This window comes from Moraxella sp. HMSC061H09, from assembly GCF_001809255.1.
GTDB lineage: Bacteria > Pseudomonadota > Gammaproteobacteria > Pseudomonadales > Moraxellaceae > Moraxella > Moraxella catarrhalis.
This window is the reverse complement of the sequence record NZ_KV796856.1, coordinates 181,915-196,855: the sequence shown is the minus strand read 5'-3', so window position 1 is coordinate 196,855 and position 14,941 is coordinate 181,915. Positions and strand designations below refer to the sequence as shown.

At 41.5% G+C, this 14,941-nt stretch carries 13 protein-coding genes and 1 pseudogene; 11 read left to right on the top strand and 3 right to left on the bottom strand.

The window, feature by feature from the left end:
- The 10 genes and pseudogenes from HMPREF2573_RS09220 to lptB form a co-directional block, all read left to right on the top strand.
- A partial coding sequence (locus tag HMPREF2573_RS09220) for a saccharopine dehydrogenase family protein (protein WP_369801714.1) occupies positions 1–271 on the top strand: 271 nt, incomplete at its 5' end.
- Between the two features lie 122 nt (positions 272–393).
- Entirely contained in the window at positions 394–990 is a 597-nt protein-coding gene (locus HMPREF2573_RS07375) for a 6-pyruvoyl trahydropterin synthase family protein (protein WP_003658226.1), read from the top strand.
- A pseudogene (gene tsaE / locus HMPREF2573_RS07370) lies at positions 987–1,432 on the top strand (tRNA (adenosine(37)-N6)-threonylcarbamoyltransferase complex ATPase subunit type 1 TsaE). Before HMPREF2573_RS07375 ends, tsaE begins: the two are co-directional and overlap by 4 nt.
- Positions 1,432–2,541: a tRNA (adenosine(37)-N6)-dimethylallyltransferase MiaA gene (gene miaA / locus HMPREF2573_RS07365; protein WP_003658222.1), complete on the top strand. Its 1,110-nt coding sequence runs from the start codon at positions 1,432–1,434 to the stop codon at positions 2,539–2,541. Before tsaE ends, miaA begins: the two are co-directional and overlap by 1 nt.
- Positions 2,542–2,596: 55 nt before the next feature.
- On the top strand, positions 2,597–3,229 hold the full coding sequence (hfq, locus tag HMPREF2573_RS07360) for an RNA chaperone Hfq (RefSeq protein WP_070473078.1): 633 nt from the start codon (positions 2,597–2,599) through the stop codon (positions 3,227–3,229).
- A gap of 146 nt (positions 3,230–3,375) precedes the next feature.
- Positions 3,376–4,395, top strand: a complete 1,020-nt coding sequence (locus HMPREF2573_RS07355) for a KpsF/GutQ family sugar-phosphate isomerase (RefSeq protein WP_003669701.1) — start codon at positions 3,376–3,378, stop codon at positions 4,393–4,395.
- 54 nt (positions 4,396–4,449) lie between these two features.
- Positions 4,450–4,971, top strand: coding sequence for a KdsC family phosphatase (locus tag HMPREF2573_RS07350; protein ID WP_042510332.1), 522 nt, complete (start codon positions 4,450–4,452; stop codon positions 4,969–4,971).
- Between the two features lie 9 nt (positions 4,972–4,980).
- A complete protein-coding gene (lptC, locus tag HMPREF2573_RS07345) occupies positions 4,981–5,556 on the top strand; it encodes an LPS export ABC transporter periplasmic protein LptC (RefSeq protein WP_003664322.1) in 576 nt (191 codons plus the stop codon).
- A gap of 31 nt (positions 5,557–5,587) precedes the next feature.
- Positions 5,588–6,115, top strand: coding sequence for a lipopolysaccharide transport periplasmic protein LptA (gene lptA, locus HMPREF2573_RS07340; RefSeq protein ID WP_003658213.1), 528 nt, complete (start codon positions 5,588–5,590; stop codon positions 6,113–6,115).
- 9 nt (positions 6,116–6,124) lie between these two features.
- Positions 6,125–6,853: an LPS export ABC transporter ATP-binding protein gene (gene lptB / locus HMPREF2573_RS07335; protein WP_065248999.1), complete on the top strand. Its 729-nt coding sequence runs from the start codon at positions 6,125–6,127 to the stop codon at positions 6,851–6,853.
- Between the two features lie 80 nt (positions 6,854–6,933).
- Here lptB and putA read toward each other — a convergent pair whose 3' ends face one another.
- Positions 6,934–10,518 (bottom strand): bifunctional proline dehydrogenase/L-glutamate gamma-semialdehyde dehydrogenase PutA, encoded by a 3,585-nt coding sequence (gene putA / locus HMPREF2573_RS07330; RefSeq protein ID WP_070473075.1) that lies wholly within the window; start codon positions 10,516–10,518, stop codon positions 6,934–6,936.
- Between the two features lie 336 nt (positions 10,519–10,854).
- Here putA and HMPREF2573_RS07325 point away from each other — a divergent pair, with 336 nt between their 5' ends.
- Complete coding sequence (locus HMPREF2573_RS07325; RefSeq protein ID WP_070473071.1) at positions 10,855–11,613, top strand: YoaK family protein; 759 nt, start codon at positions 10,855–10,857, stop codon at positions 11,611–11,613.
- Between the two features lie 47 nt (positions 11,614–11,660).
- Here HMPREF2573_RS07325 and HMPREF2573_RS07320 read toward each other — a convergent pair whose 3' ends face one another.
- Together HMPREF2573_RS07320 and HMPREF2573_RS07315 are read right to left on the bottom strand one after the other, a co-directional pair.
- Positions 11,661–13,115: a M16 family metallopeptidase gene (locus HMPREF2573_RS07320; RefSeq protein WP_003664328.1), complete on the bottom strand. Its 1,455-nt coding sequence runs from the start codon at positions 13,113–13,115 to the stop codon at positions 11,661–11,663.
- A gap of 15 nt (positions 13,116–13,130) precedes the next feature.
- Positions 13,131–14,543, bottom strand: a complete 1,413-nt coding sequence (locus HMPREF2573_RS07315; RefSeq protein ID WP_070473068.1) for a M16 family metallopeptidase — start codon at positions 14,541–14,543, stop codon at positions 13,131–13,133.
- Positions 14,544–14,941: the final 398 nt, after the last annotated feature.

Here is a 14,941-nt window from a genome sequence, read left to right as displayed (position 1 = left end):
AAAAGACGGCGAGACTCAAGAAATATTTATTTATAATATCATCGATCATGAAGACGCTTATGCCGAAGTCGGTAGTCAAGGCATTTCTTATACCGCAGGTGTGCCGCCTGTTGCAGCAGCACTTTTGATCGCCAGTGGTGAATGGAATGTAGGTACGATGGTCAATGTTGAAGAGCTAGATGCCAGACCTTTTATCAATCTACTAAATACCATGGGTTTGACGACACGCATTGCTGATAAAGATGGCGATCGATTGTTAGCATTCGGCTAACCTAAGCTTTAGAGCACAGTGCAGCAACGCAAATGCCTTGCTGCGTTTTTGCTTTTTGTCAAAAATCACCTGTGATATAATAATGCCAAACAAACATAAGATGACAATAAAAAAGGCTTATCATGCGAATTCGCAAACTGTTTAAATTTGAAAATGCACACATTGTGCGTAATTGTTCATCCGATCGCTGTAAACGATCCATACATGGGCATAGTTATGAAGTTGAACTGATTTTGGAGGCACATCGCCTTGATCACGGTCAAATGGTTTATGATTTTGGGCTATTAAAGCACCATATCAAAGATATCATAGACAGTTTTGACCACGCCATCACTTTTTGGGATCAGGACGATACACGCTATATCCAAGCTTGCAAGGACTTTAGTGCGCGTTGGATAAGTTTGCCTGTATCACCTTCAGCCGAACAGTTTAGTCGAGTGATTTTCTTTTGGGCAGATGCCATTTTGAATCAAACTGTCATGCAAAACGGTGAACAAGATATCAGCGTTTATTCTGTCATTGTCCATGAGACAGCGACAGGCTATGCTCAGTGCTTTAAGCAAGATGTTGAAAATGAACAAATGGGCGTACTTAGCTTAGCTGATTTTGAGTTTAGTGAGCAAGTTAAATCAGAGTGGAGCGACCCTCAGATGTATGATAAGCTGCTAAAAGGTGACGCATTTGTCAATCCAAAAGTGGATTTGCAGGTTCAAGTATGATCAGCCAAACCTTATCCTTACACAGTGAAGCGGACACCCAAGCACTTGCCGAAACATTGGCTCAGATGAACTTATTGGGCAGTGTGTGGTTGTCAGGTGATTTGGGTGCAGGCAAAACGACTTTGGTACGCTATTGGCTACAAGCTATGGGTCATCAAGGTGCTGTCAAAGCCCCACTTACACGCTGGTAGAGCCTTATCAAATCAATCTTCAAGGAAGATTAAAGCCTGTTTATCATGCTGATTTATACCGCTTAAATGACCCTGAGGAGCTTGATTTTATTGGCTTTTATGAATATTTTGATGAACCAAACAGCCTTGTTATTATTGAGTGGGCAAGCCGTGCCAGTCAGGTTTTACCCAAACCTGATTATCACATTGATATCATTCGCCATCTTGATGACAAAAGAGTCGTTACCTTGATGGGCCTTGAGGAAGTTTAATGGATCTGCCGCATTATACAGATTTGCCAAATAATAGTGTCGTTTGCTTGATGTCTCCGACCGCCAGTGGTAAGACAGATTTGGCGTTTAAGCTATATGATACAGGCAGGTTTGAGCTGATTTCTGTTGATAGTGCACTGATATATGAAGGTATGGACATTGGCACTGCTAAGCCAACCAAAGATGAGCTGAACGCTTATCCACATTATTTGGTGGATATTTTATCGCCCACCCAAAGCTATAGCGTCGCAAATTTTGTGCAAGATGTTGAGCGATTGATTGGCGAGATTCATGCGCGCAATAAAATCCCTATTTTGGTCGGCGGAACGATGATGTATTATATGGCACTGCTTGATGGGATATCCGCAGTACCGCAAACCAATCCAATGATCCGCAATCAGGTCAAAATTTGGCACGATGAAATGGGTAATAAAGCGTTATATGATTACCTAAAACAACATGACCCCGTGATTTGTCAAAAACTCAAAGTCACAGACACTCAGCGTATCACGCGTGCCGTTGAGGTACACTTACAAACAGGTAAGCCGTTAAGCCATTGGCAATCAACACCAAAGCTGGCAATCAGCCACCACCCAAAATGGCACTGGTACGCTATTATTGTTATGCCAGATAGAGCTTGGCTGCATGAGCGAATTGAACAAAGGCTTCAAGTAATGTGGGCGGATGGATTTTTACAAGAAGTTATCGGACTAATCAAGCAGCATCCAAATCTGACGGCCGATATGCCAGCACTGCGTGCTGTTGGATATCGGCAGGTGCTTGATTATTTGATTGCAATTGATCATGCCTGTGTCGCTGCCCATCTTGGGCTTAAGCCTTATTATCATGCTCAAAAATCCAAGCAAAACCAAGAAATTAATTCAATTCATCAAGATTTTAACAAAAAATCTAAAAAAACCATGACAAATACAAGGGATTTGGCTTGTCAAGATATGAAAAATAAGGCATTATATGCTACAAGGCAATTGGCAAAACGCCAATATACTTGGCTGAAGCAATTGGCACAGACAGACAAACCAACCAAAAATAACTTAACAATAGTATCATTTAATAGCATAAAACAAGTAGAACAGCAATTTTTGCAATAATTCATGAGGCGTCTTCTCATTTACATTGCTTTAGCTATTTAGATTGGAGAAACTTATGTCAAAAGGACAAACCTTACAAGACCCATTTTTGAATGCTCTGCGTAAAGACCGTATTCCAGTATCAATTTTTTTGGTCAATGGCATAAAGCTACAAGGGCAGATCGAATCTTTTGATCAATATGTCGTATTATTAAAAAATACAGTCAGCCAAATGGTGTATAAGCATGCCATTTCAACGGTTGTACCTACCAGAAATCCTCGCACAGAAGGCGGCTCTACACCTGCACAATCCGCTGGTGGATATCAAGGCGCTAATCTGGGTGTCATGTCTAGTGGCACTTATCAAGGCGGTGGTTTTGAGCGTCAAACTCAAGGTGGATTTGACCGTGGTGGTATGAGCTATCAAAGCAGCTCTCGCCCACAAGGCGGCTTTACTCGTACCTCTCAAACTGGTTTTGAGCGTCAAACTCAAGGCGGATTTGACCGTGGTGGTATGGGCTATCAAGGCGGTGGTATGAATCATACTGGTTTTGAGCGTCAAAACTTTGACCGTTCAGGATTTGAGGAGCGAGGCTTTGATGGTAAAGCCTTTGAAAGCAAAGATACCAAAAATTTCAACCGCTCAGGTTTTGACACCAAACCTGACCCAAAATTTAATTATGATGACGATTTTGAAAATCAATCCTGATTTGGTCATCATCTTGACTTATCCAACCCAAAATGAAGTATTTTGGCATAAAAACTTGTATACGAGTTAATCGTGTACAAGTTTTTTATTGGGTGATACCTTCTAACTCATAAATGCTAAAATACCAATCAATTAACAGATAAAATATGCTATTATTATGGCCTGTTTTTTTGATGAATGAAATGGCAATGAAACAAAACAACCTTGCACCCAGTGATTACATCCAAGATGCTATTGACGCAATCCGTACCGAACAGCGTGCTTTGGAGTTGTTGATTGATGAGCTTGATGAGCGTTTTGTCAATGCATGTCAAACGATTTTAAACTGTTCTGGACGCGTGGTCGTAACAGGCATGGGCAAATCTGGACATATTGGTCGTAAGATTGCTGCCACTTTTGCATCAACGGGTACACCGGCCTTTTTTATGCACCCTGGAGAGGCAGGGCATGGTGATTTGGGAATGCTGGTACAAGGCGATGTACTCATTGCCATCTCAAATTCGGGCGAATCAGATGAGATACGCATGCTGCTGCCTGTCGTCAAACAACTCAACATTCCACTAATTAGCATCAGTCGTGATAAGCGTGGAATTTTGCCAAGATCAGCGGACATTGCACTGACTTTGGGTCTGTCCGAAGAAGCATGCCCCCTTGGACTTGCACCAACTTCAAGCACCACAGCCACACTGGCTTTGGGCGATGCGTTGGCGGTTGCACTGTTACACGCACGTGGATTTACCAGTCATGATTTCGCACTCTCTCATCCTGCAGGTGCGCTTGGACGCAGGCTTTTGATGCGTGTATCTGACATCATGCATACCGATCATTTACCCGTTGTACATCATCAATCAAGCTTGAATGAAACTTTATTAGTCATGACCAGTGGACGCTTGGGGCTTGCTGTGGTCGTTGATGATGATGGCAAAGTGGTTGGTATTTTTACCGATGGGGATTTACGCCGTAAATTGGCTGAGCATACCAATCTGACGGTTGAAATTCAGACACTGATGACCAAGACGCCAAAGTCTGTTGATCAGCAGATGCGTGCCTCTGATGCACTGAGTTTGATGAATGAAAATGCCATCAGCCAGCTTTTGGTACTTAAAGATCGTCAATTGATTGGCGTAATTAGTATTCATGATATACTAAAAGCTGGCATCAGCTAATTTTATATACACCTAAACTGACATTAAGCGGTTTGAAATTAAAAAGATAAACTCATGAATGAAATTTACCAAAAAGCCAAACATATCAAACTTTTTGCCATGGATGTCGATGGTATTTTGTCGGATGGGCAAATCATTTATAATTCTGAAGGCATAGAAACCAAAGCATTTTATGTGCAAGATGGTTTGGGTTTGCAAGCACTCAAACAATCAGGCATTATTTTAGCCATTATCACAGGCCGAAGCTCTGCCATGGTTGATAGACGTGCCAAAGAACTTGGTATTTCACATATTATCCAAGGTCAAAATGATAAATTGACTGCTTTGGTGGGGCTTGCTAAGAAGCTTGGTATTGAGCTATCACACTGTGCCTATATCGGTGATGATTTGCCCGATCTAAAAGCTGTGCGTGAGGTAGGTTTTGGGATCAGTGTACCTAATGGGTGTGAGCAGACCCGAGCAGTTTCAGATTATATCACAACCAAAACTGGGGGTAATGGTGCTGTCAGGGAGGTTTGTGAGCTGATTTTAAAGGCACAAAATAACTTTGATGCATTCATTGCAACATTTCAGTAGGCGACCCAAATGAACTTTCGTATGTTAAGTGTGTTGGGTGTCATAGCATTAGCGGTGGCAGTGTGGTTTTTTTATCAAGAAGATATCGAGGTGAAACCTGCCTTGCCTGAAGTGCCGACTGTGGATTCTGAAGTTACCCAAATCAAAGCCATTCAAACCGATCCTAAAACTGGTGCAACAGAATACACACTGACCGCAGATTCATTGATTCAAAACGCCAATGGTCAAGATGAAATGTTGGGTGCAACCATTCACTGGCAACCTCCTCAGGGCGAAACCTATACGCTGACTGCCGACCGTGCGACACTTGAACAAAACAGTGGCGATTTGCGACTATCTCAAGGATTTCGGTTGGTGCGTGCAGCCACTGCTGCTAAGCCTGAAATGATTATTGAGGGCTTGAATATTATTGGCAATACCAAAAATCGTACTATATCCAGCCGAGACCCTCTAACAGTACAACAGGGCATAGATCGCTTTAAAGCTCAGGGTTTTCGGGCGAATCTACAAACTGGTGAATATGAGTTTGATCACATTGAAGTGCTTTTTGATGCACCAAAGCGTCAAAATCAAACTTTATTTTAATTAAATTTTTTAAGTTTTTTCAAGGTTTTATATGAAAGCTGATTTTGTAATTACAAAATACTTATTTTTATCGTGCATAGTCAGTATACCAATGATTGCTTCAGCATTGCCTTCTGATACCAATCAGCCGATCCGACTATTGGCCGATCGTGCGACTTATAGCGAACGCACTGGCGTAACCACTTATTCAGGTAAAGTGACGATTGAGCAAGGCACATTAAAGATTGCTGCCGATAATTTGACCGTGAATCTTGATACCAATAATCGCAGCATTAAATCAGCGGTTGCAACAGGGCAGCCTGCCACCATACAACAAGTCGTAACCCAAGAAAAGGGATTGGCAAAAGGTCAGGCAAATCGCATTGATTATAATGCTGTCAGTGGGATTGTGACGCTGACAGGCAATGCTAAACTCACTCAAGCTGGATCAAGTTTTTCTGGTAATACGATCCGTTATAGCTTGTCTGTTGGTGATGTTGAAGCCAATGCTGGTGGTGGTCAGCGTGTAGAATTGGTCTTTCCACCAAGCGACTCAAATTCTCGCAGTGGGTTACGCTAAGGCCTGAATATGACAACAGTATTATCGATGCGTCACTTGGGTAAGCGTTATGGTCAAAGATGGGTGGTCGAGGATGTCTCTTTTGAGATTGAGCAAGGTCAAGTGGTCGGTATCTTAGGTCCTAATGGTGCAGGCAAAACCACAAGTTTTTATATGGTGATCGGTCTTGTGCCTATGGATAAAGGTCAGGTAATTTTAGGTAACCAAGATATTTCAAAAAATGCCATGCATGAGCGTGCTGCCAAAGGTATCGGTTATCTGCCCCAAGAAGCTTCTATCTTTCGTAAGCTGACCGTCGAACAAAATATCATGGCAATCTTACAGACACGCAAGGATTTAACACAAACAGAGCAGCGTCAGCAGCTTGAAAAGCTGATGGCTGATTTTCATTTAGAGCATGTCCGCCATTCGTTGGGCATGAGTGTATCAGGCGGTGAACGCAGAAGGTGCGAGATTGCACGCTGTTTGGCATCAAATCCCAAATTCATCTTATTGGATGAACCATTTGCAGGCGTTGATCCAATTTCTGTGAGTGATATCATGCAGGTCATCGAAACTTTGCGTGAGCGTGGGATTGGTGTACTAATTACCGATCATAATGTTCGTGAAACACTGTCAATTTGCCAAAAAGCTTATATCGTTTCTGAAGGGAAAGTTATCGCCCAAGGTAATAAAGATGAAATTTTATTTAATGAGTTAGTTCGTAAGGTCTATCTTGGCCAAGATTTCGTTGCTTAAGTATTTATAAAATAAAATAATTCTGCTTTATTACAATAAAACCGCTCCAAGATAGAGCGGTTTTATTGTGGTTTAAGGGCTTACGCCGAAGCCATTAAGCTGGCATTGCCCCCTGCAGCGGTTGTATTATAGCTTTGGCTGACCTCATGATACAGTCTTGCAATATCAAGCCCATTGGTGGCATCAATGATACGGCGAATTGAACCATCTAGTTTGGCAATACTAACTTGTTCATCAGCAGGCATTGTTGATAATGCAATGATGATATCATTAGCATTCACCGCAGGTTCTTCAACAACTTTTAGGACGCCAATTAACTCATTGGCATGCTCTGCCAGTACATGAGATGGGCGAACCTGAGTGATGATACCATTGGCTGCCAAGATTGCCAAGGCGTCTAGTGCTTGGGATTGTGATCCACCATACAAAGCAACTTGTTTTGGCGCATGCCAACTTAGGGTGTTAGTCTCTCCTGTCGGGCCTGGTAGGATGACCGAAGCTTGATTTAAAGATGAGTTGATGGCTTGTTGTGCGACAGCATCAAAATTTGCCTTCTCATTATCAGATGTCAAAAGCTTGTGCGCTAACCGCTGTACTTTGCTTAGTGCTGTATGATCAATACTCGCTGGCGTATCAACCGTTGGTTTTTGCCAGTTTGTCAGCTGACTTAGACGCTGAAGATAAAAAGGACCGCCTGCCTTAGGACCTGTACCACTCATACCATGTCCACCAAAAGGTTGAACGCCAACGACTGCACCAACAATATTACGGTTAATATAAACATTGCCTGCTTGGATACGGTCAGTAATTTGATCAATCGTACCATCAATGCGACTATGGATACCGTGGGTTAGGGCGTATCCTTTTTTATTGATACTGTCTATCAAATCATTCAGCTCATGGGCAGCAAATCGTACAACATGCAAGACAGGGCCAAAAACTTCCTTTTTAAGCTGTGATAGATCTTTGAGTTCAAACAAAATCGGTGCAACAAAGGTTGATGGTGCATCTGATGCGATGGCAACTTCATGATAAGGTGCAATTTGTTTGAGTGCGTTGATGTGTTCAAGTAGATTTTTTTGTGCTTCTTCATCAATCACAGGTCCAACATCTGTTGAAAGGGCGACAGGATTATCAACAATCAGCTCATCCATTGCCCCTTTAATCATTGCAACCACATGATCAGCAATGTCTTCTTGGACACATAAAATTCTCAAAGCAGAGCACCGCTGACCTGCTGAATCAAATGCTGATGCCAGTACATCGGCACAAACTTGTTCGGGTAGAGCGGTACTATCAACAATCATTGCATTCATCCCACCTGTTTCGGCGATGAGTACTGGATTATCATCACGAGCAGCAAGTAGTTTATTGATATGTTTGGCAACTTCTGTTGAGCCAGTGAAAATAACACCGTTGATGCGTTCATCTGATGTTAAAGCTGCTCCAACATCGCCTGCACCTAAGACAAGCTGTAAAGCATCTTTTGGCACACCAGACTCATGTAGCCAAGATACTGCCAAATGTGCGATTAAACTGGTTTGTTCGGCAGGTTTGGCAACAACAGTATTACCTGTTACCAATGCCGAGACAACCTCACCGACAAAAATAGCTAGGGGGAAGTTCCATGGGCTAATCGCAACGACCGTACCAACAGGGCTAGACAGATTAAGCGATTCTGCTTCATCAGCATAATAACGACAAAAATCAACCGCTTCACGAACCTCAGCAATAGCATTTAATAAGGTTTTGCCTGCTTCACGGACGGCAACCATCATCAATAGTGCCATATGAGCAGAGTCTTCCATCAAATCTGCAAAACGGCGTAAAATGGCAGCTCGTTCGGCAGCAGAGACAGTCTGCCAATTTGTTTGGGCGTTTAAAGCTGTGGTGATAACATCTGGTACGCTGTTTGGATCAATAAAAGAAACTTGACCAATAACATCTCGATGATCACTTGGATTTAAGACAGTATGAGCAGGCTGATGGCTGACATCTACTGCCGTTAATGAAGAGACATTAAAATCAATCTGACTGGCAGGTTGCATTAAGTCTTCTAATCTGCCAAGTGTGTGTTCATTGGTTAAATCCAATCCAAGCGAGTTTTTGCGATCACCATAAATATGGCGAGGTGGTGGCGTGAGTGGATTTTGAGAGATGCCATTGGCTTTGACAATATCAATGGGCGATTCAACCAATTCATCAATACTGACTTGCTCATCAACAATGCGATTAACAAAAGAGGAGTTTGCCCCATTTTCTAGCAAGCGGCGTACCAAATAAGCCAGTAGCGTTTTATGAGTACCAACAGGCGCATAAATACGCACTCGACGACCCAAATTATTATCACCAACAACTTGGTCATACAGTGTTTCGCCCATACCGTGCAAGCATTGAAATTCAAATTCTTTATCTTTACCCATCTCATAGATGGTTGCTAAACTTTGGGCATTATGCGTGGCAAATTGTGGATAGATCACATCTTGAGCAGCCAATAATTTTTTAGCACAGGCTAAATAAGATACATCGGTATGTACCTTACGGGTATATACAGGGTAACCATCCAAGCCATCAACTTGGGCCCATTTGATTTCGCTATCCCAATAAGCACCTTTAACCAAGCGAATCATCAGTTTTTGATGATTGCGACGAGCCAAATCAATCAAATAATCAATCACATAAGGGCAGCGTTTTTGATATGCTTGTACCACAAAACCAATACCATTAAATCCCGCTAAATCAGGATCAGAAACCAATTTTTCCATCAAGTCTAATGATAACTCAAGACGGTTAGCCTCTTCAGCGTCAATATTTAGACCGATATTGTATTCTTTGGCAAGTACAAACAAGGCTTTTAGGCGTGGCAACAGCTCATTCATCACGCGTGCGTGTTGTGCACGAAAATAGCGTGGGTGAATGGCAGACAATTTAACTGAAATACCATTACCATCATAAACGCCTCGACCAACAGAATCTTTGCCAATCGCATGAATTGCAGTAACATAATCTTGATAATAGCGATCAGCGTCTTCAGCGGTCATGGCTGCCTCACCAAGCATATCAAAGCTGAAACGATATCCAAGCTTTTCACGCTCTTTACCATTAGACAAAGCTTCTTGGATCGTCTGACCAGTAACAAATTGTTTACCCAAGATTTTCATGGCATGGTTAACGCCTGCACGAATAAATGGTGCGCCACCTTTTTGTAGAACACGGGTTAATGCCGAGCTTAGCCCTTTTTCGCTGGTAGGTTGGGTGAGTTTGCCTGTCAAAACCAAACCCCAAGCAGCAGCATTCACAAACATGGATGGACTATGACCGATATGGCTTTTCCAATTGCCATCAGACAGTTTATCTTGAATCAGTCTGTCTCGTGTGGTTGTATCTGGAATGCGTAGCAAGGCTTCTGCCAAACACATCAATGCCACACCTTCTTCGCTGGATAAGGAAAATTCGTGCATGAGTGCATCAACGCCCGAGGATTTGCTGCGGTTGGTTCGAACTTGGGTAATTAATCGGCGAGCCAAATCGCTGATGTGTGATTTTTCATCATTATTGAAGTTTAGAGTTTCTAATAAATTTGATACTGCGGTGACTTCATCTAATCGATAAGCACTGGTAATGGCGTCTCGTAAGGTGGATTGAGTGTGGGTAAAGTTAAACATAAAGTAACTCACAAAATGAAAATATAAGAACCAGTTAAACTGTCAAAATAAATGATATAAAAATCAGAATTAAGCGTTAATTATATCTTATATGAACATATAAACCAAGTAAATTTTTATGCATTTTCCGTGATATTACCGATTTTTTAAGTATGATATTTTTTTAAGCTTAAGATAATTATTTTTTATGAATTGGTTAAAACTATCAGGCTGGTTTGACCAAACAGTTAGCCCAATAACTTTAATAAAAACAGTAGTGTTTTGGTATGGTTTAGCTCAGGTGGTTTATTGTATAATCATACGGTAAGGGCTGATTTAGACAACAGGTGATGATTAATGAAAATCATGGGGCAGGTCATTCCAACTTGGGTATTAATGAGTGCTGTGGTTTTGGCATTTTGTGCAGGTATTTTAAATACAACTGCCTTAATGGGTATCACCCATATTTCAGCATCACATGTGACAGGCAATGTCAGTTTATTTGTGGTTTCAATGCTTAGCAATGACTGGTTAAATTTTAAGTTATTATTAATATCCATCGGGTCTTTTTGGGTAGGATCGGTATTAAGTGGTGCTATCATTGGCTCAAGTGAACTCAATATCCACCAAAATTATGGCTATGCCATGCTTTTAGAGGTGCTGATGCTGTGCTTGAGCCTTTGGATGTATTTATTGACACATCATTTTTTGGGTCAAATGATGATTGCCATGGCGTGCGGACTCCAAAACTCAATGGTTGCAACTTATCATGGCACAGTCATTCGCACCACACATTTAACCGGTATCACTTCAGACTTGGGTGCTACAGTAGGTAACTGGTTGGTTGGTCGGCGTGTCAGCTTGCGTAAAATCATTTTACATAGCTCGCTGTGGTGGGGATTTTTTATGGGCAGTATTTCAGCTGTACTTTTATACAGTTACATCGGATATTTATCGATGATTTTGCCAATTACGATCATTTTGATTGCCGCTTTATTTTATCATCAAATGGGCAAATTATATACTCAAATATTGAGACTTGTACGCCTAAAACTGATCCAAAATCAACGAAAAAAACGCCGCTCAAAGTCTCATCATTCCAAACTATCCACTTAAAACATGCCAAAATCGTTTGGCATGTTTTAAGGATTTGAGTTATTTAGTTATTTGTCCAAATTTGGCTTAGTTTTACCCACGGTGATGATGATAAATTCATCAGGCTTGATACGCAAGTTCAGTGCGGTATTAACACTATTTATCGTGGCATTATCCAAGCGATTGAGCGTATGGTTAAGATGATCTTTTGGGTAATCGGCAACAAATAAAGCACCAATGACACGATGAATACTGGCATTGCTTGAAAAAATATTGGCAAAACCATTTTTATTACCCAAACGCACCAATTCAAGCTCTTCTTGGGTTATGCCTTCATTCAGCGACTCATTAATGATGTGTAGCGTCTCTAAAATGGCATCGGCTGCTTTATCGCCATCGGTTGAAAATTCAACCACATAATTACCACCTGCTCTGAGGCGTTCCATACCGCCATAAATGCCATAAGTGTAGCCTTTTTGCTCTCGAATGGTTTTCATCAATCTGGCATTAAAATCACCACCTGCCAAAATTTCATTACCTAATGAAAAATCGCTGAACTCTTGACGACCTGCTTTGTCCGTGCGTACTTTACTGGTGGGGTGACCGATGATGATTTGGGTTTGACTACTGTTGTGAGGAATATGGATATGGCGAGCCTTAACTGGTTTTGTCAAATCCAGCGTATTTTTATACGACTTGCCTGTCGGTAATTTGGCGGTCAGATGGTTGGCAAGTGATTTGGCTTGCTCGGCGGTCATATCACCTGTAATCACCAGTGTCGCATTATTTGCATTAATAAAAGTATGCCAAAAATTAAGCAGCTCATCACGATCAATTTTGGCAATACTATCTTCATCGCCTGTGGTTGCGTGTGCATAAGGATGATTTTCATATACGGCTTGATGATAAGCAACAGAAGCTACATGATAAGGGTTTTGCTTTTTTTGTTTTAAACTGGTGATGAGCTGATTTTTGTTGCGTTGTAGAGTCTTATCATCAAAAGCAGGTTGAGTGACAGCATCGACCATTAAATCGGCGGCTTGATTTAATAATGATTGATCAGACAAGCTTCTTAATGATAAAGTTAAGTTATCCTTATTTGCTGTACTGGTAAAATCAATGCCAAGACGCTCTTTGGCAGCAACAAACTCATCTTCAGAAAGGCTGTCAGTTCCTTGGGTGAGCATGGTTGCAACCATGTTAGCCGTGCCTGATTTGCCAACCTGATGGTCATACGCTGACCCTGCATTAAAATACAAGCTGATATCGACAATAGGCAGCTCATGTAATGGCGTAAAAGCAACGCTCACACCGTTGTTGGTTTGAAAATATTGTGTATTTGGAATATTGACGGTCAGCTCACCCAATTGATTGATACTATCAATAATACTATCATCAGCAAGTTTAAGCTCGCTACTGGTTAGCGTGTGATGGTGTGTCGTATTTGCTTGCACTGATGGGCTAATGAATAATAAAACGCCAATGATGGCAGCTGATAGGCGATGTTTTGTTAAATGTTTCATGTCAGTGTCCATCGATTAATGAGTGTCTGAGGGCGATTGTGTATTTTTGGGCAATACATAAACCGTGGTTAGATTGTCTTTGGTCAGATATTTTTTACCCACAGCTTGGATGTCTGATTTACTGACTTTGTCCAATGCTTTTGGTAGAGTATCTAAAGTATCTAAAGGCAACCCCAACGCAGACAAAGCACCTAAATTAGAGGCTTGTTTGGCGATACTATCATTGGCAAACACCAAAGATGATAACAAGCTTGCACGACTACGGGCCAGCTCATCATCCGTGATTTGATCGTTGGTGATGGCATTAAGCTCTGCTAATATGGCAGCTTCAGCATCTGCCAAGCTGACACCCTCACGAGGTGTGGCAATAATGGTAAATAAATCATCACTTTTTGAGAGCATATTATAGCGAATAGAAACGCTATTTAGTATTTGTAATTTGCGAATCAGATGACGCTCAAAACGCGCTGATAAGCCGCCATCAGCAATATCGCTAAGCAGTGATAATGCATGAGCTTCTTTGGTATGATTTTTAATAGTACGACTACCTAAAGTAGGTACATTAAACCCCATGATTAAGCTTGGTACTTTAACATTTTGATAGCTATTGGTCTGCGTATAGCCACGATGACTTGGCTGGCTAAGTGGGGTGCGTTTTGGTAATGATGATGGTTTTAGAGTGCCAAAATATTTTTCGATCCAAGGCAGGGCGGTTTTGGGGTCGATGTCGCCAACCAGTACTAATGTTGCATTGTTTGGTGCGTACCATTGATCATACCAATTTTGCAAGTCTGTTACCGTAATTGCTTCAATCTCTGGCATGCTACCAATGATGGGGAGACCTTTGGGAGAATTTGGTAGGGCAATTGCCAAAAACTCTTCATGAGCTTTGGCGGTGGGTTTGTCGTCTGTGGTTAGGCGGCGTTCTTCTTTGATTACCTGTTTTTCGGTGGCAACCTCCTCAGCGGTTAAGATGAGGTTATTCATGCGATTGGCTTCTATTTGTAGTGCCAATGGAAATTGATTGGCAGGCAGGCTTTCATAATAGGCCGTAAATTCATCACTGGTAAAGGCATTTAACTCACCCCCAAAATGACTAATGAGGCGTTGATAGTCGTCATGACTGACACCTTTGGCATCTTTAAACATCATGTGTTCTAAAAAATGTGAAATACCACCTTTTCCAATAGGCTCATCACTTGAACCCACATCATACCAAACTTGGGTCATCACAATGGGCGCTCGGCTGTCTTGTTTGATGATGACCTTTAGACCATTTTTTAAGGTTTGGGTATAAATATCGTGATGTTCTGCTTGGGTGCTTGGGGTTTTTGTGGTTGAGATAGCGTTTTGGGTATGGTCAAGACTTTGACAGGCAGATAAGCCAACCGCCGCACCAATCACAAAAGCCAATGGCATGAGTTTCATAGTATATCCTTATTTTGTTTTATAATGTGGTTGTACCGCTAATCATCACCGATGCTGTCGGTGAAACACTGGCACAGCCGATGACTGTCAAAGCAAATATCATCAGTAAGCAACTTTTTAATAAGTCATTCATAAATCACTCCAGCTAAATTATCGCTAAATCATCTGACCATTATTTTGATGACCTAAGTATTATAATGATAATCATCATCAAAAACACAACACTAAAGCCAAATGTCACAGATTATCTACATTGAGTAATAAATGCTTATCAAATGAAAATTTTGTCAAACAAAAACTGCTTAATCTCTGTCATAAATCTGTCATGAATCAGTCACTAATCTGTCATGCTTGCTTGCTAAGATAACGGCATTCACCAAGCCAGCTTACTATGGCAA